Origin of the sequence: Pseudomonas sp. P7779, assembly GCF_013386315.1 — a bacterium.
Lineage (GTDB): Bacteria > Pseudomonadota > Gammaproteobacteria > Pseudomonadales > Pseudomonadaceae > Aquipseudomonas.
This window is the reverse complement of record NZ_JACARZ010000128.1, coordinates 1-20,834: the sequence shown is the minus strand read 5'-3', so window position 1 is coordinate 20,834 and position 20,834 is coordinate 1. Positions and strand designations below refer to the sequence as shown.

The window sequence follows — 20,834 nt, the reverse complement described above, 5'->3', positions numbered from 1 at the left end:
GCTATGGGGAGGGAGCTTGTTGTGGCGAGGGAGCTTGCTCCGGCTGGGCTGCGTAGCGGCCCCAAAATCTTGGGAGCGCTGCGCACTCCAGCGGGAGCAAGCTCCCTCGCCACAGAAGCTCCCCTGCCACAAAAAATCGGCTCGCTACAGCCGTATCAGGCCGCGGCAGGCCGTAGCGAATAGGTCTTCAGCTGATGGGCAAAGTCCCGCAGGGATTGAATCCCGCTGGCCTCGGCCTCGTGCACCCATTCCTTGATCGCCGCCAGCATGTCGTGGCCGTTGGTGCTGGTTTTCAGCCAGATCTGTTGCAGCGCCAGGCGCTTCTCGTAGATCACTTTCAGGGCCTGGCTGTGTTCCAGCATGCTCTGGATGCGCACGTGGTGGCGGTCATCCAGCAGGCTGGTCTCCCGCGACAACAGGCGCTTGGCGCGATGGAATTGGTGGCGCACCGAGTGATCGACCTTTTCCAGTTCCTGCTTGACCAGCGGGCCAATCACCAACTTGCGGTACTGGGCCATGATCTGGAAGCGGTTGTTGAGGATCGCCATCGCGGTGTCCATGTCCAGGCTGCCCTTGCCTTCGACCCGGTGGGCGATCGGCGCGACCCGTTGCACCTTGGCCAGGCGCAGGAAGCTGAACACTTTGATCCAGGCCCAGCCCAGGTCGAACTCCCACTTCTTCACCGACAGCTTGGCGGAGTTGGGGTAGGTATGGTGGTTGTTATGCAGCTCTTCGCCACCCACGATGATGCCCCAGGGAATCAGGTTGGTGGCCGCATCGCGGCATTCGAAGTTGCGGTAGCCGATGGCATGACCCAGGCCGTTGATTACGCCGGCAGCCCAGAACGGGATCCACATCATCTGGATGGCCCAGATGGTGATGCCGATGGTGCCGAACAGCAGCAGGTCGATCACGCCCATGATCGCCACGCCCAGCAGCGGGTACGGGGTGTAGAGCTTGCGCTCGATCCAGTCTTCCGGGCAGTTCTTGCCGTAGATGCGCAGGGTCTCGGGGTTCTCGGCTTCGGCGCGATACAGCTCGGCACCTTTGCGCAGCACGGTGGACAGGCCCTTGATCACCGGGCTGTGGGGATCGTCGACGGTTTCGCACTTGGCGTGGTGTTTGCGGTGGATAGCGGTCCACTCGCGGGTGTTCTGCGCCGTGGTGAGCCACAGCCAGAAGCGGAAGAAGTGTTTCAGGCCAGCATTGAGCTCCAGGGAGCGGTGGGCTGAATAGCGGTGCAGATAGACCGTGACCCCGACAATGGTCACGTGGGTCATCAACAGAGTGACTGCCACCAGTTGCCAGGCCGACAAGTCAAGAAAACCGTTGTACCACATAGGCTGTATGGCCCTCAGATAAAGAAAAAACCAGCTTGCGCATTATCACTAAGCCTACAGATAAAACCAGCCGCCCTTTCAGATAGGAGTGACTGGATGTTTCTTATTCTATAATCCGTAACCTTTGTAGGGCGAATCTGGTTTTTTAGTAAGGATTACTGAACATATGCTGTTTTCATACCGAGGTGCCCTGCGTGCCGGGCTGATGTACTTGCTGGTTTCGATTGTGTGGATTCAGCTCAGCCATCAGGTATTGATCAACTTTATCGATGAACCCGTGGAGCTGGGCCGCTGGCTTCAGATACGCGGTTACCTGTGGGTCAGCCTCAGTGCCCTGGCGATCTACCTGCTCTGCGCGCACTTTGCCCGGGCGAACCTGATCCAGCAGCCACTGAAGGAAAACCGCGAGCGCCTGCGCCAGGCCGCCGCCGTGTTCGATTGCACCCGCGAAGGGGTGCTGGTCACCGATGCCCAGGGGCTGATTGTTCACGTCAACCGGGCCTTTATCGAAATCACCGGCTACCAGTGCGAAGACGTGCTGGGGCGCCAGCCGAGCCTGTTCAAGTCCGGGCGCCACTCGGCCAGTTTCTACCAGGCGATGTTCGAGACGCTGGAACGTGACGGTGAATGGAGCGGTGAAATCTGGAACCGCCGTAAAAGCGGCGAAATCTATCCACAGTGGCAGACCATCCGGGTGATCCGTGATGAGCAGGGCCATATCAGCCACTACGTCGCGGTGTTCTCCGATATCAGCGCCATCAAGCACTCCGAGAGCGAGTTGGCGCACCTGGCCCATCACGACCCGCTGACCGACCTGCCCAACCGCCTGCTGTTCACCGATCGTGCCGAACAGGCCCTGGCCTCCGCGCAGATCCATAAACGTGGCTGCGCCTTGCTGCTGCTCGACCTCGACCATTTCAAGATCATCAACGACAGCCTCGGCCATAACGTCGGCGACCAGTTGCTCAAGGCCGTCGGCGAGCGCCTGCAAGGCCTGTTCGGCCCCGGCGTGACCCTGGCGCGCCTGGGCGGTGACGAGTTCGCGGTGCTGGCGGAAAGTTGTCCACAGGTGGGCCAGGCCGCCGCCCTGGCGCAACGTATTCTCGACGCGATGAAAGAACCGGTCATCTTCGACGGCCATCAACTGTTTATCAGCGTGAGCATCGGCATCAGCCTGTTCCCCAGCGACGCGCTGAGCGCCGAGCAACTGCTGCGCAACGCCGACTCCGCGTTGTTCAAGGCCAAGAGCGCCGGCCGCGAAGGCTACGCCTTGTACACCGAAGAGCTTACCGCCCACGCCCAGCACCGCGTGGAAATGGCCGGTGAACTGCGCCGCGCCCTGGATCAGCAGGAGCTGCGGGTTTACTACCAGCCAGTGCACGACCTGCAAGACAGCCGAATGATCGGCGTCGAAGCCCTGGTGCGCTGGCAGCACCCGGAGCGCGGGCTGGTGCCGCCGGGGGAATTCATCCCGATTGCCGAGCGCACCGGGCTGATTGCCGACATCGACGCCTGGGTCATGGACCAGGCCTGCCGCCAGATGTGCCAATGGCTGGCAGACGGCGCACCGCTGACGTTTCTCGCGGTGAATGTGTCCAGCCGCCTGTTTGCGCGGCGTGAGCTGTATGAGCAAGTGGCCAAGGTGCTGCACGACACGGGGCTGGATCCGGCGCTTTTAGAGCTGGAAGTCACCGAAAGCGCGGTGATGGAAGACCCGGAAGTCGCCCTTGAGCAAATGCATCGCCTGCGTGAGCTCGGCTTGCGCCTGGCCATCGACGACTTTGGCACCGGTTATTCATCGCTGCTGCGGCTCAAGCGCTTGCCGGTGCAGAAGCTCAAGATCGACCAGGGTTTTGTCGCCGGGTTGCCATGGGATGAAGACGATGCGGCGATTGTGCGGGTAGTGATCGCGTTGGCGCAGAGCATGGGCATGCAGGTGCATGCCGAGGGCATCGAGCAGGTTGAGCAGGCGCGGTTTCTATTGGAACAGCGCTGTGACCTGGGCCAGGGGTACTGGTTTGGTCGGCCGATGCCGGCCAGTGAGCTGGATTGGGCGAGGGCGCCGACAATTCGTTAACCACCGCCTGTCCTGATTTCAAACAGGGCCAAAATGTGGGAGCGGGCTTGCTCGCTAAGGCGGTGTGTCAGTCAGCAAATCTGTCACTGACCCACCGCCTTCGCGAGCAAGCCCGCTCCCACATTTGGATCTCCACACGGCTTTATTTCACGGGTCGTCCCGCCAAACCCCTCGCAACCCCACGTCCCATCAGAAAATTCTTTCTGGTTATATAAACATTCTTAAATAGTATTTTTAAGAATATCTGCGCTTATCTACTATCGCCCTCACGCCGCAAGCAGTGCCGCCACTGCGAGGCACTTCTCATTTCAGGAGCACGACCATGAGCGCATCTCTACGTAGCGTTGACGGCCAGGACGAAGCAGCCATTTTGCGCGAGATCCAGAGCGCCCTGCGCGATCTGCGGTTTGGCGCGGTGGAAATCACTGTGCACAACGCCCAGGTAGTACAAATCGAACGCAAAGAGAAATTCCGTTTGCAGAACCCGGGCAACAAACCGAGCTGAGCAACTCCGGCGATTCGATTGCAAGACCCGCAACTATAAGAAAAAAGCCAACACCCAAGAATTTCAGGAGCCTTCTATGTCGTCGATTCGCCGTTATGCCCTGGCAGCACTGGCCAGTGCCGTGTTTGCCGGTTCCGCTGTTGCCAAGGATTACGAACTGCTCAACGTGTCTTACGACCCCACCCGCGAGCTCTACCAGGACTACAACGCTGAATTCACCAGCTTCTGGAAGCAGTCGCACCCGGGTGACAACGTCAAGATCCAGCAATCCCACGGTGGTTCGGGCAAGCAGGGCCGCGCGGTAATCGACGGCCTGCGCGCCGACGTCGTGACCCTGGCCCTGGCCGGCGACATCGACGAAATCGCAAAACTGGGCAAGACCCTGCCGGAAAACTGGCAAACCCGCCTGCCGGACGCCAGCACCCCGTACACCTCGACCATCGTGTTCCTGGTGCGCAAGGGCAACCCTAAAGGCATCAAGGATTGGGGCGACCTGATCAAGAAAGACGTGTCGGTGATCACCCCGAACCCGAAAACCTCCGGCGGCGCCCGCTGGAACTTCCTAGCCGCCTGGGCCTACGGCCTGAAAGCCGGTGGCAGCGAAGCCAAGGCCCAGGAATACGTGAAAGAGCTGTTCAAGCACGTGCCGATCCTCGACACCGGCGCGCGCGGTTCGACCATCACCTTCGTCAACAACGGTCAGGGTGACGTGTTGCTGGCCTGGGAAAACGAAGCCTTCCTGGCCCTGAAGGAAGACGGCGGCGCCGACAAGTTCGACATTGTTGTACCTTCGCTGTCGATCCTCGCCGAGCCGCCAGTGGCCGTGGTCGACAAGAACGCCGAGAAAAAGGGCAATACCGAGATCGCCACCGAGTACCTCAAGCACCTGTACAGCCCGGCTGGCCAGGAGATTGCGGCGAAGAACTTCTACCGCCCACGCGATGAGAAAGTCGCCGCCAAATACGCCCAGCAGTTCCCGAAACTGGACCTGGTGACTATCGACAAAGACTTCGGCGGCTGGAAAACTGCCCAACCGAAATTCTTCAATGACGGTGGCGTGTTCGACCAGATCTACTCGGCGCAGTAAGCAAAATCAAACTGTAGGAGCCAGCTTTCTGTGGGAGCCGGGCTTGCCCGCGATAGCATCACCTCGGTGTAACTGGTACACCGAGGTGCCGGCATCGCAGGCAAGCCAGCTCCCACAGAAGCTCGCTCCTACAGTGGTATCTACCCGCTAACCAAGGACTCTTATGTCGCGTCGTATCTCCCCCGTCATACCCGGCTTCGGGCTGACGCTGGGCTACACCGTGGTGTACCTCAGCCTGATCGTACTCATCCCCCTTGCGGCGATGTTTGTACATGCCGCTCAACTCACCTGGGATCAGTTCTGGAACATCATCTCCGCACCGCGTGTGCTGGCGGCGTTGAAACTGAGCTTCGGCACTGCGTTGTATGCCGCGATCATCAACGGCGTGATCGGTACCCTGCTGGCATGGGTACTGGTGCGCTACACCTTCCCCGGGCGCAAGATCATCGATGCGATGATCGACTTGCCGTTCGCCCTGCCCACCGCCGTCGCCGGTATTGCACTCACCGCGCTGTACACGCCCACTGGCCTGGTAGGCCAGTTCGCCGCCGACCTGGGCTTCAAGATCGCCTACACCCCCCTGGGCATCACTCTCGCGCTGACCTTCGTCACGCTGCCATTCGTGGTGCGTACCGTGCAGCCGGTGTTGGCCGATATCCCCCGGGAAATCGAAGAAGCCGCCGCCTGTCTCGGCGCCAAGCCCCTGCAAGTGTTCCGCTACATCCTGGTACCGGCGCTGCTGCCTGCCTGGTTGACCGGCTTCGCCTTGGCGTTTGCACGAGGTGTCGGTGAGTACGGTTCGGTGATCTTCATCGCCGGCAACATGCCGATGAAAACCGAGATCCTGCCGCTGCTGATCATGGTCAAGCTCGACCAATACGACTACCACGGCGCCACGTCCATCGGTGTGCTGATGCTGGTGGTTTCCTTTGTCCTGCTGCTGCTGATCAACTTGCTGCAGCGGCGCATCGAACACCCATAAGGAGGCGCGGAACATGTCCCAATCGTCTATTTCCGCCGCGTCCTCGGCCAACGCTGCCCGTCGTGGCAGTGCGGTGTCCCGACGCATCCTGATCAGCCTTGGCTGGCTGGTGTTCTTCCTGTTTTTGTTGCTGCCGCTGTTTATCGTGGTGTCCCAGGGCCTGAAGAATGGCCTGGGTGCGTTCTTCACCGCGATCCTTGAGCCGGACGCGCTGTCGGCATTGAAACTCACGGTGATCGCCGTGGTGATTTCGGTACCGCTCAACGTGGTGTTCGGCGTCAGCGCCGCCTGGTGCGTGAGCAAGTACTCGTTCCGTGGCAAAAGTATCCTGGTGACCCTGATCGACCTGCCGTTCTCGGTATCGCCGGTGATCGCCGGCCTGGTCTACGTGTTGATGTTCGGCGCTCAAGGCTTCTTTGGCCCGTGGCTGCAGGACCATGACATCCAGATCGTGTTCGCCTTGCCGGGCATCGTGCTGGCGACCATCTTCGTCACCGTGCCGTTCGTGGCCCGTGAGCTGATCCCGCTGATGCAGGAGCAGGGCACCCAGGAAGAAGAGGCCGCGCGCCTGCTGGGCGCCAATGGTTGGCAGATGTTCTGGCATGTCACCGTGCCGAACATCAAGTGGGGCCTGATCTACGGCGTGGTGCTGTGTACCGCGCGGGCCATGGGTGAGTTCGGTGCGGTGTCGGTGGTGTCCGGCCACATTCGCGGCGTGACCAACACCTTGCCGCTGCACGTCGAGATCCTCTACAACGAATACAACCACGTCGCCGCGTTTGCCGTCGCGAGCCTGTTGCTGATCCTGGCGCTCTTCATCCTGCTGCTCAAGCAGTGGAGCGAGAACCGTATCAACCGCCTGCGCAAAAGTGCTGGTGAGGAATAAGTCATGTCGATCGAAGTCCGTAATGTCAGCAAGAATTTCAACGCCTTCAAGGCCCTGAACAGCATCAATCTGGACATCCAGAGTGGCGAGCTGGTGGCGTTGCTGGGCCCGTCCGGCTGCGGCAAGACCACCCTGCTGCGGATCATCGCCGGTCTCGAAACCCCGGATGCCGGCAACATCGTGTTCCATGGTGAAGACGTCTCCGGCCACGACGTGCGTGATCGCAACGTCGGCTTTGTGTTCCAGCACTACGCGCTGTTCCGCCACATGACCGTGTTCGACAACGTGGCGTTCGGCCTGCGGATGAAACCGAAAAACCAGCGCCCCACCGAAAGCCAGATCGCCGTAAAAGTCCACGAGCTGCTGAACATGGTGCAGCTTGACTGGTTGTCGGATCGCTACCCGGAACAACTCTCCGGCGGCCAGCGCCAGCGTATCGCCCTGGCGCGCGCCCTGGCGGTAGAGCCGAAAGTGCTGCTGCTGGATGAACCCTTCGGCGCCCTCGATGCCAAGGTCCGTAAAGAACTGCGCCGCTGGCTGGCGCGCCTGCACGAAGACATCAACCTGACCTCGGTGTTCGTGACCCACGACCAGGAAGAAGCCATGGAAGTGGCGGACCGCATCGTGGTGATGAACAAGGGCGTGATCGAGCAGATTGGCTCACCGGGCGAAGTCTACGAAAACCCGGCCAGTGATTTTGTTTATCACTTCCTCGGGGACTCCAACCGCCTGCATTTGGGTGAAGACAAGCACGTGCTGTTCCGCCCGCATGAAGTGTCGTTGTCGCGCCATGAACTGGAAGACCACCACGCGGCTGAAGTGCGTGATATTCGCCCGCTTGGCGCGACCACCCGGGTGACCCTGAAGGTCGAAGGCCAGAGCGAGTTGATCGAGGCTGAAGTGGTGAAAGACCACGACAGCCTGACGGGTTTGGCGCGGGGCGAGACGTTGTTCTTCAAGCCCAAGGTCTGGCAAAAAGCCTAAAAGCGCCGCAAAACCCATGTGGGAGCGGGCTTGCTCGCGAATGCGGTGGTTCAGTCGGTACATCCGGTGACTGACACTCCGCTTTCGCGAGCAAGCCCGCTCCCACATTTGGATCTCCAGTGTTGCTCAGGCCGTGGCGTTCTTGTGCCGCACGGCCACGGGCCCTGAGCGCTCTTCAATCTGCCGCTTCAGGTCATGCCGCAGCCCCACCAGAAACGCCAACTCCGCCACCACGAACAACGGGCCCACGATCAACCCGGACACGTCATCGACAAACGCCGGCTTGCGCCCCTCGTAGTAATGCCCCACAAACTGGATCACCCAGCCCACCACGAACATGCCGATGCCACTGCTCAGGCACACCAGCGTGCTTTGCGCCGCCAGCACATGCCCGGCCCACACCGACAGGCCCATCAGCACCGTCATCAGCACGCCGAGCGCCAGTTCCAGGCGCAGGTAGAACCATGCCGAAAGCAGCGCCACTACCACCGCGGGCGACAGCCACAGCCCGGCCACCGTCCATTCGGGGCGTGACAGCAGCACGGCCACGGCCACCACGATCAGCGGGATGCCGATAAAGTGGCTGGCGATATTGCGCGGGTCGCGGTGGTAGGCGGCGTATTGACTGAGATGGTCGACGAGGCTTTTCATTGTTGTTCCTCCTGTAGGATGTTTGATCATGCCCTGTAGGCCCACGACACACTGTCAACTGGCCGACAATCTTCGGAGTTCGCATGGATGTAGAGAAATGGCACCCACGGCTGGCCACCGGTCACTGGTACAGCCATCTGCCTGCTGATCTACAGAATAGCTTGCTGGCCAGCGCCCGGTTGCGGCAGCTGACGGCGGGGCAATACCTGTTCAAGCGCGGCGATCCGCCGTGTGGGTTGTATGCGGTGCTGGAGGGCTCCCTGCGTATCAGCGCGGTGAACGAGCAGGGCAAGGAGGCAGTGTTGAGCCTGGCGGAGTTGCCATACTGGTTCGGCGAAATCTCATTGTTCGACGGGTTGCCCCGCACCCACGATGCCTGCGCCGTCGGGCCGTGTACGTTGCTGCAGGTACCGCAGCCGGCGTTGCTGCACATTCTTGAACAGACTCCGCGTTACTGGCGCGACATGGCCCTGTTGATGAGCCAGAAACTGCGCCTGACCTTTATCAATATCGAGCAATTGAGCCTGATGCCGGCGTCGGTGCGGGTGGCGCACCGCCTGCTGATGATCGCCGAGGGCTATGGCGACATCGAGCAGGCCCGGCAGGTGCTGCAACTGCCCCAGGAAGACCTGGCCGCGATGCTGAGCCTGTCGCGCCAGACCACCAATGCGTTGCTCAAGGACCTGCAAGGCCAGGGCATCGTGCGGCTGGGCTATGGCGAGATCGAAATCCTCGACCCGCAACGTTTGCGCGAGGCGGCGCATGCCTGAGGGTGGTAGCCTGCGTTCACGATTATTCGAGGTGTGTTATGCGCGTCCTGCTAGTGGAACACGAGTCAGAGGCGGCCGAGGCGATGGGCCGCAGTCTTGAAGAGGCCAGCTACACGGTGGAGGTGGCGGCCAATGGCATGGCGGCCCTGCGCTTTGTGGAAAGCACCGAATACGACCTGGTGATCCTGGATGTGATGCTGCCGGGGCTGAATGCCTGGAAGCTGCAGCAGGCGATCCGGTTGAAGGGTGAGACGCCGATGTTGTTTTTGACCACGCCGGACGGGATTGAAGACCGGCTGCGTGGGCTGGAATTGCATGAGGATGATTATTTGCTCAAGCCGTTTGAAGCCCGGGCGTTGGTGGCGCGGGTGAAGAAAGTGTTGCGGCGGGATCGCGGGCGCTGACTGCCACTGGCTTTTGTGGTGTTTGATCGACCGCTTTCGCGAGCAAGCCCGCTCCCACATTTGACCGAGTACATCCATTGGAATGCGGTCAAATGTGGGAGCGGGCTTGCTCGCGAAGAGGCCCTCACAGCCGCCGCAACTCCAGCTACCTCAACCCATCCCGAAACTGCCCCGGCGTCATCCCGGTCCAGCGCTTGAACGCCCGGTTGAAGCTGCTGGTATCGGCAAACCCCAGCAAATGACTGATCTCCGCCAGCGAACACTCGGGATCCCGCAGATGCAGCAGCGCGAGGTTCTCCCGGCATTCGTTCAGCAGCGCATCAAACCGGCAGCCCTCATCCGCCAGATGCCGCTGCAAGCTGCGCAAGCTCAAATGCAACGCCTGAGCGATGCGCTCGGCACTCGGTTCACCGTCAGGCAACTGCGCCTCAATGGCCGAACGCACCTTGCGTTCCCAGGTCAGCGGCCGCAGTTGCGCCAGGGTGCGCTTGAGCACGGTTTCATTGTGCTCGGCCAACTCAGGGTTGGCATCGTCCAGGTGGCTGTCAAAGTCCCGGGCCGCAAATTCCAGACGGTCTTCCTCGGCGGCAAAAAACACCGGCGCGCGAAATACCGTGTGCCACGGCTTGGGATCAGCCGGCTCGGGCCGCCGCAGGTACACCGCCAGCGGCGCGTACTCCCGGCCCAGGCGATTGCGGCAGGTGCGCACGTAAATCGCGGCGAACGCATCAATCGCCTCAAACGCGGGTGCGGGTGTACCGGCGGGCTGTTGCAGGCGAAAGCGGTAACGTTCGCCCTCCCGGCTAAGTTCCAGGCTCAGTGCGTCGCTGACCACCTGGTGATAGCGCACGATCCGCTCGAACACTTCCCGCAGGCTGCCGCTGGCCACCAGCGCATAACCCAGCGCGTGAAAGGTGGTGGGGCTGACAAACCGCGACACCCGCAAGCCAATCGCCGGGTCGCCGCTGGCCTGTACCGCCAGTTCCCACAGGCGCGTGGTGGCCGATAGCGGGTAGCGCGCGTTCGGATCTTCCATCAACTGCGGGTCGAGCCCGGCCTGGGCGCACAGCGCGGCGCTGTCGAGGCCCAGGGCGTCGAGCTGCTTGCGCAGGGCGCGGGTCCAGCTGGCGAGAGAGGTCGGTTCGGTCATGTTGATTGGCGCTTGCGGTCAACAGGTTGGCGTGTGGGGCTAGCGTCCCGCCAGATCGCATAGGGCAGGATGTACGCATCAATAAGACAGAGGATGGAAGCATGGACGGTACTTCTGCAAGTCCCCGGCAGATGAACGCACAACAGCGTTCAGCGCATATCCGTGAAGTGGTGCTGGCCGAGGGGCTGTTATTGCGCCAGCGCCACCCCTGGCTGCTGCATCAGGATGCGTTGGGCGCGGGCATCCTGGCCTTTGCCCTGGTGGGCATGCTGGGTTCGGCGGCGCTGTATATCACCGGGCACATGGCGTGGTGGGTGTGCCTGCTGCTCAACGCATTCCTCGCGTCATTGACCCACGAACTGGAACACGACCTGATCCACAGCATGTACTTTCGCAAGCAGCGCCTGCCCCACAACCTGATGATGGGCCTGGTGTGGCTGGCGCGGCCCAGCACCATCAACCCTTGGGTACGGCGCCATATCCACCTCAATCACCACAAGGTTTCCGGCAGCGAAACCGACATCGAAGAGCGCGCGATCACCAACGGTGAACCGTGGGGCCTGGCACGTTTGCTGATGGTCGGCGACAACATCATGTCGGCACTGATCCGGGTGCTGCGGGCACCGTCCTGGAAGCACAAGCTGGGCATTCTCAAGCGCACGGCGCTGGTCTACGCACCGCTGGCGCTGCTGCATTGGGGCGCGTGGTATGTGTTCCTCGGCTTTCATGCCGCCAATGGCATCGCCAGCCTGCTGGGCGCGCCGATCGACTGGTCGGCCAACACGCTGGCGGTGATGCACATCATCGACATCGCCGCCGTGGTGATCATCGGGCCCAACGTGCTGCGCACCTTCTGCCTGCATTTTGTCAGCTCCAACATGCACTACTACGGCGACATCGAGCCGGGCAATGTGATCCAGCAAACCCAGGTGCTCAACCCATGGTGGTTGTGGCCGTTGCAGGCGTTCTGCTTCAATTTCGGCAGTACCCACGGGATTCATCACTTTGTGGTCAAGGAGCCGTTCTACATCCGCCAGATGACGGTGAAAACGGCGCACAAGGTGATGGCGGAGATGGGCGTGCGCTTCAACGATTTTGGCACGTTTGCCCGGGCCAATCGGTTTGCGCGCCAGGAGGGACGGCTGAGCGAACTCAACCCGGTGGAAAGGACAGCGAGCTGAGCAAGCGTCCCGGTCACCCTGGGGTGACCGGGTGCGATTTACTGAATGGCCTGGTAGAAGTTCACCTGTGCTTCATCCAGGTACGCGAGGATTTTCGCCGGCAGGCGCTCGGTGGGTTTCGCCGGGCCGAAGGCTTTGTAGAGCGTTTCGAAATGCGCGTGCAGGTCCGCGACGCTTTCCCACTGTTCGTTGAGAAAGAACCGGTTGGGGTTCTCTTCATCCTTATGCCATTGATAGACCACGGCCTTGTCGTGCTGGTGGGTGAGCTTTTGTGAAACGGCCGCTACATCACGATAGAACTCGGCCTGTTTGCCTTCTTTGATGGTGCCGCTGAAAACCAGGTAGAGCATGTTGGAATCCTCGGTTTGGGGAGTTTGCAGAACATCTGCATCGCCAAACTAGCCTCAGTGAGCAGGCCCTTGTAGCCAGCCTGCCGCGAATTCAGAATTCGTAAAAGGCCTCGGAATCGAACGGCCGTCTTTGTCCGGTCAGGCCCATGCGTTGCAACACCAGCGCTACCACCGCAGCGGTAACCCGATGGAACGACAAGTCTGTCACCCCTAGTCGAACAACGCGTGGGCCGCTCGCGAGATTTGTTCTGCCTGCAGCTTGGTGAGTCACCGTCATGATTTTTTCCCTATGCTAAAAATCGCCCTGGAACTCGGCGATCATGAACTCGACGAAAGCCCGAGCCTTGGATGAGATCAACCGCGCGCTGGGGTAGATCGCCCAGATATCCCGGGTTTGCTCCAGGACACAGGACGGCATGATTTCCACCAATGCGCCGCTTTCCAGTGAGGGCCTGACATTCCACTGTGAAACAGAGACGATGCCGAGCCCACCCTCCGCGGCAAGCCGTGCGCTTTCGCCGCAATTGACTCTGAGCGAACCACTGATTGTCGTGACTTTGTGTGACTGGGCACCCACGAAACGCCAATGGTCCTCGTCGCCCAGCAGGATGCAGGAATGATTGACCAGCTCCGCAGGTGAAGTCGGTTCGCCATGCGCCTGGAGGTAGGCGGGTGCCGCACACAGGATGCGTCTGTCGCAGCCGAGCTTGCGCGCCACCAGGGATGAGTCCTTCAGGGCGGCGATGCGGATTGCCACATCAATCCCGATCTCGGTCAGGTCCTGCATTTGATCGGACAGTATCAGGTCGATCTTCAGCTTCGGGTTGGCGTGCAGGAACCGGGTAATGGCCGGCATCAGGCACATCCGCGCGAAGGACCCGGGGGCGGATACTCTTAACACCCGCTTGGCCACGTCCTTGCCTTTCACCGCGACCAGATAGGCCTCGTCCACGGCTGCCAGCACCCGGATTGCATGGGGCAGAAACAGCGCACCGTCTTCGGTCAGGCTGACCTGGCGGGTGGTGCGATGCAGCAGGCGCATGCCCAGGTATTTTTCAAGCTTCGCCAGTTTGTGGCTGGCCACCGAGGGCGCGAGTCCCAGCTCCCTGCCGGCTGCGGTGATATTGCCCAGCTCTGTTGATCGCATGAACAGGTTCAACGCATCAATATTCATGCTTCGGCGCCGCTAGTGTGTGGGCGCCGGCGCGGCATCGATCTTCACGCGCAGCAGGCTGTAGGGTTTCTGGCGCAAGTCTTTGCCTGCGTGAAAGATGCTTTGGCGGTGCAGCTGATTGGCGATGAAGTACAGGTAGCCATCAGGACCGATTGACAGTGTGTCGGGCCAGAGCACACGCGGATCATGGACGATGGTCTGCCATTGCCCGTTCGCCAGCCGTTTGCGCACGCTGTTGTTTTCGTAGTCGCCGGCATACACGGCCCCCGAGGCGTCGGCTTCAAGCCCGTCCGAGGCGCCTTTTTCCCCGAGGTCTTTGACCGCCATTTCGAGCCGTGCTTCGCTGACTGTCTCGTCACGCAGCAGTGCCGTGGGGATGGCGTACAGGTGCCGACTCGACAGCGGGCAGAAATACAAGGTCTGCCCATCAGCCGACAGGGCGATGCCGTCCGAAGCCACGGCAAAAGGCTGGGTGCCGCCTTTGGCATCCCGCACTTTCAGGACCTGGCCTTCGACCGTGGGTACGAAGTTCGGGTCGACCGAGGTCGAGGGTGCACCACTGAGCCGGCGTATGGCCGTGCCACTGGCGATGTCCATGACGATGATCGCGCCCGGGCCGGTAAGTGAAGAGTCGGTGATATAGATCACGCCTTGGTCACCCACGCGAAAATCAAAGCGCATGTCGTTGACGTAGGTGCCGGGCAGCATGACGTTTTTCGGGAATACGAGGGTCTTGACCACCTTGTTGGTGGTGAGCTCAACTGCGACGAGCTTGGCACCACCTGGCTGTGGAGGCGAGAAGCCAGGCGCCGCGGTGTCCAGTATCCAGAGGCGTCCGCGCCCGTCGGCCACCACGCTTTGTACGCTGATAAACCCTTTGGCCGGGTCTTTGGGGTTGGCCTGGTTTATCGCCTGGTCAGGGTAGGGTACGACTTTGCCGTCGCGCAATTCTGCGACGGTAAACGGCACCTCGTCGCCCCAGCGAGGAAAGTTGACAAAGATGCGTCCGGTCTCGGTAACGCTCACGCCGGTGGGCATGGCATCGTGGAAGGCGTGCACCTGCTCGATGGCGCCAACGCTCTGATCGGCGGGCAGGTTCGCCGGCATGGAAGCCTGGGCGGCGGTGCCGGTGAGGGCCGCTGCCAAGGCAAGGGCAGTCCAACTGATTGGGTATTTCAAGTACATGGCAGGGCTCCAGGTTTTTCTGTTCTGGAGCCAATGGTGTCGGTTCCCGGCAGGCGAAAAAACCCGCTGATTGCCGATAACAGTTTCATTGAAATCAAGAGAATGGGCTGTCGCGCGCAAGCCTGGTTTTTTAATTGCGGGCGAGCAAGCTTGCTTCAGCAGAGGGGGTATCCACGGTGATCAGGGTTTCGATCATCGCCTTCGCCGCCGGCGACAAGCGAAACCCGGTACGGCTGATGATCCCGCAGCGGTTGTTCAAACTGTCGAGGCTGTGAGGCACGTTGCGCCAGTGCAGCACCGTCAGTGCGCCACGGGCAAAGTCTTCGGCAAACGCATCCTCGGCACCCAGGCCAATCGCGTTGGACTGGTGCACGATGGCCGCCAGCGCCGCAAACTGCTCCAGTTCGATAGCGGGAGAAAAGTCGACACGCCCGCTCAGGTTGGCCAGTAGCTTGCGTACCCCGGGAGCGATCAGCGGTGTGGCCAGCGGGTAGTCAAACAAGTCGTTGGTCGAGAGGCTGTCCTTGGCCAGTAACGGGTGCCCGGCGCGGCAGAAAAATACATTGCGCCGGGGTGTCAGGGCCTGGGTCTGGAAATTCGGATCGGCCTCGAAGTGGCGCACATCGGCGATGAAGAATTCGATCTCTTCGCGACTCAAACTGCGTCCGAGCTTTTCCCAGTTATCCACATGCAAACCGCTGCGTACTCGTGGATGAGCGCCGACAAACCGTGCGATCGCTCCAGGCACCAGGTTCACCGCCGCCACGGCATCGCAGCCAAAGCGCAATTCGCCGGCGTCGAGCTTGGTCATGCGGGTGACTTCGTGGCTCAGCCGCGCCGCGCCCTGAACGAGCGACAAGGCATGTTGCAACACCACCTGGCCCTCGGGAGTGGGGCGCAGGTCTTTGTGGGCGCGGTCCACCAGCACACAGCCAAACTCCTGTTCCAGGCTTTGGATGCTGCGGCTGAACGCCGGCTGGGTAATGCCCATGGCGTCGGCGGCGCGCACAAAACTGCGGTACTCGTTCAGAGCAATGAAGTAGCGCAGTTGGCGAAGGTCCATGGAGTTTTCCGGCGTCCTGAAGGAAACCGCGATTCTAATCGCCTCGCTTATTCCGCAAAAGAATGTTCATTGTTTTATCTAGATTCAAATTGCATATCCATAGAGCCTGTGCGGTAGGTGGCCGGGCTGAACACCCGGGTGAGTATCAGCATCGCCACCACCGTCAGCGTCAGCACCATCCAGGCGCTGACGAAACTGCCAGTCAATTCCCGCAGCCAGCCGGTCAGCCACGGTGATACGGCGTTGATCAAAAAGCCCACGCCCTGGACGAACGCCGCCAGTTGGCCGGCCTCCCGAGGGTCGCGGCGGTGATCCAGGGTCAGCAACAGGCTCAGGGCGAAACACGCTCCCAGGCCGAAACCGATCAACGCCACCCACACGTGGGGGAACTCCAGCGGCGCCGTCAGCAGGCCGATATAGCCCACGGTCTGGGCCAGCAGGCTGATGCTCAGTAACGGTCGACGATCAATGCCACGTTGCGCCAGTGCCGGCATCAGCAGCGCGGCGATTACCTGGAAGATCGTCATGAACGCCAGCAGCGAACCACTGGGCAGTACGCCCCAACCCAACTGCTGATAGTAGGCCGGCAACCACGCGACCATGCTCATGTAGCCGCAATTCACCAGGCCGAAATACAGCGCCAGCAACCACGCCCGACGGTTGCGCAGGCCCTGGAACGGCGCCGTCACCTGCGGGTTTTTCGCCGCACCCAATGGCAGCCACGCCCACAACAATAGTGCGCCCAGGGCCGGTAGCAGCCAGATCCCGAGCCCCGCCTGCCACTGCTGGAAATGCCCCGCCACCAACGGGCTGAGCAGGGCGGCCAAGCCACCGCCGCCCATCAGCGAAGCCGAGTAAACCCCCATCGCCAACGGCACGCGCTGGTGAAACTGGCGCTTGATCATCGCCGGCACCAGCGCCTGGATCAGCGCCACACCCGCACCGCCGAACAATGCCGTGGCCAGCAGCGCCGGCGCCTGGCCAAACAGCCAGCGCGCGAGGCACGCCAACAGAATCATCATCAAGCCCAGGGCGATTCCGCGACGCTCCCCCAGCTTCGCCTCCAGGCGCACCCCCACCAACGCCACCAGGCCCATGCAGATCACCGGCAGGCTGGTGAGCAGGGCGCTGCTCTGGAAACTCAGGCCGGTGGCCAGACGGATTTCCCCCAGCAACGGGCTGATGGAACTGAGGATGGGCCGCAGGTTCAGGCCCAGCACTACCAGCAAACCCCAACCGGCGAGCTTGCCGGCGAATGAATTATTCAGCGTCATGCAGGGCCTGCCACTCGCGGTAGAGGGCTTGCATCGCTGCCTGCGGCAGGTGCTGCACGGGCAATTTTTGCTCCGCCAGCGGCAGCGCCAGTTGCTGGTAGATCGCTGCTGTGGACAAACCAAAGGGCGCCGCCACGTCGTTGCTGGCAGCGAACACCACGCGGGATATGCCGCACAGGTGCATCGCACTCAGGCACATCGGGCAGGGCTGGCCGCTGGCGTAGATCACACAACCGTCGAGGCGCGGGCCGAGTTGTTGGCTGGCGGCACGGATGGCGAGCATCTCGGCGTGGGCGGTGGGGTCCTGGCTCAAGTGGATTTCGTTGACCGCCTCGACCAGCACCTCGCCGTCACGCACCAGCACGGCACCAAACGGGCGGCCACCGGCAGCTACGTTGGCCTTGGCCAGTTGCACGGCGTGATGCAGATGCTGTTGATCGTCAGTCATGGAAAACCCTTCGTGCGCAATGAGGCGTGAAGTATGGGCAGCCGCAGGGGTATTCTGAAATTAAATATAACCATGCCAATCAGTGGCAAATGGAATGGTGAGCCCATGTTCGATCCCGTGTTGTTGCGCAGCTTTGTTGCCGTCGTCGATTGCGGCAATTTCACCCGCGCGGCCGAGCGGCTGCACTTGACCCAGTCCACGGTCAGCCAACAGATCCGCCGCCTGGAAGATGCACTGGGTAGCCAGGTGCTCGACCGCGATCAGCGCCGCGTGGTGGCCACGGTGGAAGGTGAACGCTTGCTGGCATATGCGCGGCGCATCCTGGCGCTGCACGAAGAGGCGGCCGACGTGCTGATCAATCAGCAGAGCGATGGCGTGTTGCGCCTGGCGGTGCCCGAGGACTTTGCGGCCGAGCGCCTGATGCCGTTGCTGTCGGCGTTTGTGCAGGCTTATCCCCGGGTGCGCCTGGAGGTCACCAGCGGCTTGGGGCCGGAATTGTTGCGGGATTATCGCGGCGGTGAATTCGACGTGCTGCTGGTCAAGCAAATGGGTGACAGCGATGACTGCCTGGTGTCCTGGCCGGAGCCGTTGTGTTGGGTCGACAGCCGCAGTTCGCCGTCCCTGGGACGTGATCCGCTGCCGCTGGTGGCGTTTCCCGCCGGCGGCCTGTACCGCAATGAAATGCTGCATCACCTGGAGGTGGGCGGCTGGCGCTGGCGCATCGGTTATTCCAGCGCCAGCTTGGCCAGCGTGTGTTCGGCGGTGGCGGCGGGGCTGGGGATCAGCCTGTTGCCGGTGCGGGTGGTGCAGCCCGGGCACGTGGTGTTGGGCGCGGACAGCGGTTTGCCTGCGGTGCAGGGCGTGCGGCTGGCGCTGTATGGCCGTAACGGCCTTGGTGCGGCAGGGCAGGCGTTGCTACGCCAATTGCAGGATTTGTGTGCCGGTAATCCACGCTGAGCCATGCCTTCAGTGAATATTTTGTATGCCTCAAAAGCATTGAGATTTTCCCCCTCGGCGCCAGGCCGCGCAGGACGTGGCTTCGGCGTATCCGGATGTTTCGGTTATTCAATTTAGATCTATCTATAACTTTAAAGATTACTTTAAGAGATAAGCGTCTGCCCCCGATGATTCAGCCCTCGACGGCCGCCAAGGCAGGCCCGTCGGTTTTTTTGCTTAAGACCGCAGGGGAGTTAATCAATGGGCAATGTCCAGACCGCCGCCAGTGCACAAGAGGCGCAGTGGCGCCACGCACCGGGTGGTGAGTTGGTCGACCTTGGCCGGCCGCATCGCGCGCCGTTGGGGCAGTTGCGTACGCAGAAAACCCCGAAGGGTGTGTTGAGTCGGCGTGAAGCGATCCTGTTGGGGATTCTCGCGCTGGCCTTGCATGGCGCGGTGATCTATTGGGTCAGCCAGAAGCCAACCCCGGTGCTGCCGATTGTGCCGCCGGAAATCCCGCCGATGACGATCGAATTTTCCCAGCCGGCACCGCCGGTTGTGGAGCCGCCACCGCCTGTACCGCCACCGCCGCCGCCACCGGTTGTCGAGCCACCGCCGCCGGTGGTTGATGAATTGGCCGCCAAGCCGGCGCCGAAAAAGATTCCGAAACCCAAGTCGGTGCCAAAGCCTGTGCCCAAGCCCGCACCGAAACCGGTAGCCGAGCAGCCGCCCGCGCCGCCTGTACCCGCGCCACCGGCTCCAGCACCGCCGGCACCGCCTGCGCCCGCGCCGGTCACACCGGCCTCGGCCAACGCCGCGTACCTGAAGAACCCGGCGCCCGAATACCCGTCACTGGCCCAGCGCCGGGGTTGGGAAGGCACGGTGCTGTTGCGGGTGCATGTATTGGCCACCGGCAAGCCGGGTGAGATCCAGATTCAGAAAAGCAGTGGTCGCCAGCAACTCGACGAAGCCGCACTGGCTGCCGTGAAGCGCTGGAGTTTTGTACCGGCCAAGCAGGGTGATGTGGCCCAGGACGGCTGGGTCAGCGTACCGATCGATTTCAAGATTCATTAATTATTGGATGCGGTGTGTTGGACACATCGCGACCTGCACAGAGGGAAAACATCATGGCATTAGCATCTCCAACTGAATCCATCGAAAGCGCGGTGATCTGGCTGCTGGTGGTCTTTTCGGTCGCTACCTGGGGCCTGGCCCTGCTCAAGGGCGTCCAGTTCGGCCGCCTCAAGTCCCAGGATCGCAAGTTCCACAAACAGTTCTGGGCGGCATCCAGCCTGGACTCGGCCGCTGAACTCGCTGAAACCAAACCCGGCGCCGCCGCTCGTGTGGCCCAGGCTGGTTACGCCGCGATCCAGGTGGGTGAGGCGCCACACGCTGCTGACCTGAGCCAGGCGATCAACCATCAGGACCGTCTTGAACGCGCTTTGCGCCAACAGATCGTGCGTGAGCGTCGCTCCCTGGAAACCGGCCTGGCCGTGGTTGCGAGTATCGGCAGCACCTCGCCGTTTATCGGTCTGTTCGGCACTGTGTGGGGGATCATGGAAGCCTTGAAAGGCATCAGCGCCGCCGGTTCCGCCAGCCTCGAAACCGTGGCCGGGCCGATCGGTGCGGCACTGGTTGCCACGGGTGTGGGTATTGCCGTCGCGGTGCCGGCGGTGCTGGTCTACAACTACTTCCTGCGTCGCCTGAAGCTCACGGCTGCTGACCTGGACGACTTCGCCCACGACTTCTACAGCCTGGCGCAGAAGAACTCGTTCCGTGTGCTGCTGCACCCGACGCTGAGCAAGGCCGGTGCCCAGGGTGGCGCGCAAAAAGTGAAGGAGGCGTCCTGAGATGGCCTTCTCCACGCAAGACAGTGATGAGGTGCTGAGCGAGATCAACGTTACGCCGCTGGTGGACGTGATGCTGGTGCTGCTGGTGGTGTTTATCGTCACGGCGCCGTTGTTGACCAATGCGATTCCGATCAACTTGCCCAAGACCGAGGCCGTGGCCCCGGTGGAGCAGAAGGACCCGCTGGTGGTGAGCATTGATGCGGCCGGCAAACTGTTTATCAACAAGGATGAAATCCAGCCGGATTTGCTGGAATTCAACTTGCAGTCGGCCAAGGCCAAGGACCCGGAGGTGCGGGTGCAACTGCAGGCTGATGATGGAGTGAACTACGGCGAAGTGGCGCGAGCCATGGCGTCTATCGAGCGGGCGGGGATTACCAAGCTGTCGGTGATTACTGCACGTTAGTTTCAAATGCCTCGACAATTTTTTTGGCCGTCTCCTTGGCAGGGTGCGGCCTTTTTTTTGGGCTGTGGTTTTGGGGGGCTGGGTACATATCCATTATTTAGGTAACGGCGGCTTATGGTTCCGCTCTTACAGCG

At 61.5% G+C, this 20,834-nt stretch carries 22 protein-coding genes; 13 read left to right on the top strand and 9 right to left on the bottom strand.

Annotated features, from left to right (window positions below; all coding sequences use genetic code 11):
• Positions 1-155: 155 nt before the first annotated feature.
• Entirely contained in the window at positions 156-1,340 is a 1,185-nt protein-coding gene (desA, locus tag HX869_RS28875) for a delta-9 fatty acid desaturase DesA (protein WP_087693634.1), read from the bottom strand.
• Between the two features lie 166 nt (positions 1,341-1,506).
• Here desA and dibA point away from each other — a divergent pair, with 166 nt between their 5' ends.
• The 6 genes from dibA to HX869_RS28845 all read left to right on the top strand — a co-directional run bounded on the left by dibA (position 1,507) and on the right by HX869_RS28845 (position 7,861).
• Positions 1,507-3,417: a phosphodiesterase DibA gene (gene dibA, locus HX869_RS28870; protein ID WP_177045619.1), complete on the top strand. Its 1,911-nt coding sequence runs from the start codon at positions 1,507-1,509 to the stop codon at positions 3,415-3,417.
• A gap of 322 nt (positions 3,418-3,739) precedes the next feature.
• A complete protein-coding gene (gene oscA / locus HX869_RS28865; protein WP_003170956.1) occupies positions 3,740-3,922 on the top strand; it encodes a sulfur starvation response protein OscA in 183 nt (60 codons plus the stop codon).
• Positions 3,923-3,998: 76 nt separating this feature from the next.
• Positions 3,999-5,009: a sulfate ABC transporter substrate-binding protein gene (locus HX869_RS28860; RefSeq protein WP_003218143.1), complete on the top strand. Its 1,011-nt coding sequence runs from the start codon at positions 3,999-4,001 to the stop codon at positions 5,007-5,009.
• Positions 5,010-5,172: 163 nt separating this feature from the next.
• Positions 5,173-5,991 (top strand): sulfate ABC transporter permease subunit CysT, encoded by an 819-nt coding sequence (cysT, locus tag HX869_RS28855; RefSeq protein ID WP_003218141.1) that lies wholly within the window; start codon positions 5,173-5,175, stop codon positions 5,989-5,991.
• Positions 5,992-6,004: 13 nt separating this feature from the next.
• Complete coding sequence (cysW, locus tag HX869_RS28850) at positions 6,005-6,877, top strand: sulfate ABC transporter permease subunit CysW (RefSeq protein WP_003218139.1); 873 nt, start codon at positions 6,005-6,007, stop codon at positions 6,875-6,877.
• A 3-nt stretch (positions 6,878-6,880) separates the two neighbouring features.
• Entirely contained in the window at positions 6,881-7,861 is a 981-nt protein-coding gene (locus HX869_RS28845) for a sulfate/molybdate ABC transporter ATP-binding protein (protein ID WP_003218138.1), read from the top strand.
• 126 nt (positions 7,862-7,987) lie between these two features.
• Here the strand turns inward: HX869_RS28845 and HX869_RS28840 are convergent, their stop codons facing one another.
• Positions 7,988-8,512: a DUF962 domain-containing protein gene (locus HX869_RS28840; protein ID WP_178904032.1), complete on the bottom strand. Its 525-nt coding sequence runs from the start codon at positions 8,510-8,512 to the stop codon at positions 7,988-7,990.
• An 83-nt stretch (positions 8,513-8,595) separates the two neighbouring features.
• On the opposite strand from HX869_RS28840, the gene HX869_RS28835 reads away from it, so the two are divergent.
• Both HX869_RS28835 and HX869_RS28830 read left to right on the top strand, forming a co-directional pair.
• Positions 8,596-9,282 carry a Crp/Fnr family transcriptional regulator gene (locus tag HX869_RS28835; RefSeq protein WP_003218134.1) on the top strand — a complete coding sequence of 229 codons (687 nt, stop codon included), beginning with the start codon at positions 8,596-8,598 and terminating at the stop codon, positions 9,280-9,282.
• A gap of 38 nt (positions 9,283-9,320) precedes the next feature.
• Positions 9,321-9,686: a response regulator gene (locus HX869_RS28830; protein ID WP_003218132.1), complete on the top strand. Its 366-nt coding sequence runs from the start codon at positions 9,321-9,323 to the stop codon at positions 9,684-9,686.
• A 145-nt stretch (positions 9,687-9,831) separates the two neighbouring features.
• Here HX869_RS28830 and HX869_RS28825 read toward each other — a convergent pair whose 3' ends face one another.
• The gene (locus HX869_RS28825) at positions 9,832-10,836 is read right to left on the bottom strand and encodes an AraC family transcriptional regulator (RefSeq protein WP_003218131.1); all 1,005 of its coding nucleotides are present in this window, start codon (positions 10,834-10,836) and stop codon (positions 9,832-9,834) included.
• 101 nt (positions 10,837-10,937) lie between these two features.
• Here HX869_RS28825 and HX869_RS28820 point away from each other — a divergent pair, with 101 nt between their 5' ends.
• Positions 10,938-12,017 carry a fatty acid desaturase gene (locus HX869_RS28820; protein ID WP_102367874.1) on the top strand — a complete coding sequence of 360 codons (1,080 nt, stop codon included), beginning with the start codon at positions 10,938-10,940 and terminating at the stop codon, positions 12,015-12,017.
• Positions 12,018-12,055: 38 nt separating this feature from the next.
• Here the strand turns inward: HX869_RS28820 and HX869_RS28815 are convergent, their stop codons facing one another.
• From HX869_RS28815 to HX869_RS28790, 6 genes are all read right to left on the bottom strand, one after another.
• Positions 12,056-12,367, bottom strand: coding sequence for a putative quinol monooxygenase (locus tag HX869_RS28815; protein WP_003218128.1), 312 nt, complete (start codon positions 12,365-12,367; stop codon positions 12,056-12,058).
• 292 nt (positions 12,368-12,659) lie between these two features.
• Entirely contained in the window at positions 12,660-13,541 is an 882-nt protein-coding gene (locus HX869_RS28810) for a LysR family transcriptional regulator (protein WP_178904031.1), read from the bottom strand.
• 12 nt (positions 13,542-13,553) lie between these two features.
• Positions 13,554-14,726: an L-dopachrome tautomerase-related protein gene (locus tag HX869_RS28805; protein WP_178904030.1), complete on the bottom strand. Its 1,173-nt coding sequence runs from the start codon at positions 14,724-14,726 to the stop codon at positions 13,554-13,556.
• Between the two features lie 130 nt (positions 14,727-14,856).
• A complete protein-coding gene (locus tag HX869_RS28800) occupies positions 14,857-15,789 on the bottom strand; it encodes a LysR family transcriptional regulator (protein WP_003218124.1) in 933 nt (310 codons plus the stop codon).
• A 74-nt stretch (positions 15,790-15,863) separates the two neighbouring features.
• Positions 15,864-17,063 (bottom strand): CynX/NimT family MFS transporter, encoded by a 1,200-nt coding sequence (locus HX869_RS28795; RefSeq protein WP_003218123.1) that lies wholly within the window; start codon positions 17,061-17,063, stop codon positions 15,864-15,866.
• Positions 17,050-17,511: a nucleoside deaminase gene (locus HX869_RS28790; protein WP_134325533.1), complete on the bottom strand. Its 462-nt coding sequence runs from the start codon at positions 17,509-17,511 to the stop codon at positions 17,050-17,052. The genes HX869_RS28795 and HX869_RS28790 overlap by 14 nt, the downstream gene beginning before the upstream one ends.
• A gap of 105 nt (positions 17,512-17,616) precedes the next feature.
• Here HX869_RS28790 and HX869_RS28785 point away from each other — a divergent pair, with 105 nt between their 5' ends.
• The 4 genes from HX869_RS28785 to HX869_RS28770 all read left to right on the top strand — a co-directional run bounded on the left by HX869_RS28785 (position 17,617) and on the right by HX869_RS28770 (position 20,700).
• Complete coding sequence (locus tag HX869_RS28785) at positions 17,617-18,468, top strand: LysR family transcriptional regulator (protein ID WP_008433713.1); 852 nt, start codon at positions 17,617-17,619, stop codon at positions 18,466-18,468.
• Positions 18,469-18,708: 240 nt separating this feature from the next.
• Positions 18,709-19,521 carry an energy transducer TonB gene (locus HX869_RS28780; RefSeq protein ID WP_178904029.1) on the top strand — a complete coding sequence of 271 codons (813 nt, stop codon included), beginning with the start codon at positions 18,709-18,711 and terminating at the stop codon, positions 19,519-19,521.
• A gap of 50 nt (positions 19,522-19,571) precedes the next feature.
• Positions 19,572-20,297, top strand: a complete 726-nt coding sequence (locus HX869_RS28775; RefSeq protein WP_085984637.1) for a MotA/TolQ/ExbB proton channel family protein — start codon at positions 19,572-19,574, stop codon at positions 20,295-20,297.
• A gap of 1 nt (position 20,298) precedes the next feature.
• Positions 20,299-20,700: a biopolymer transporter ExbD gene (locus tag HX869_RS28770; protein ID WP_017478080.1), complete on the top strand. Its 402-nt coding sequence runs from the start codon at positions 20,299-20,301 to the stop codon at positions 20,698-20,700.
• Positions 20,701-20,834: the final 134 nt, after the last annotated feature.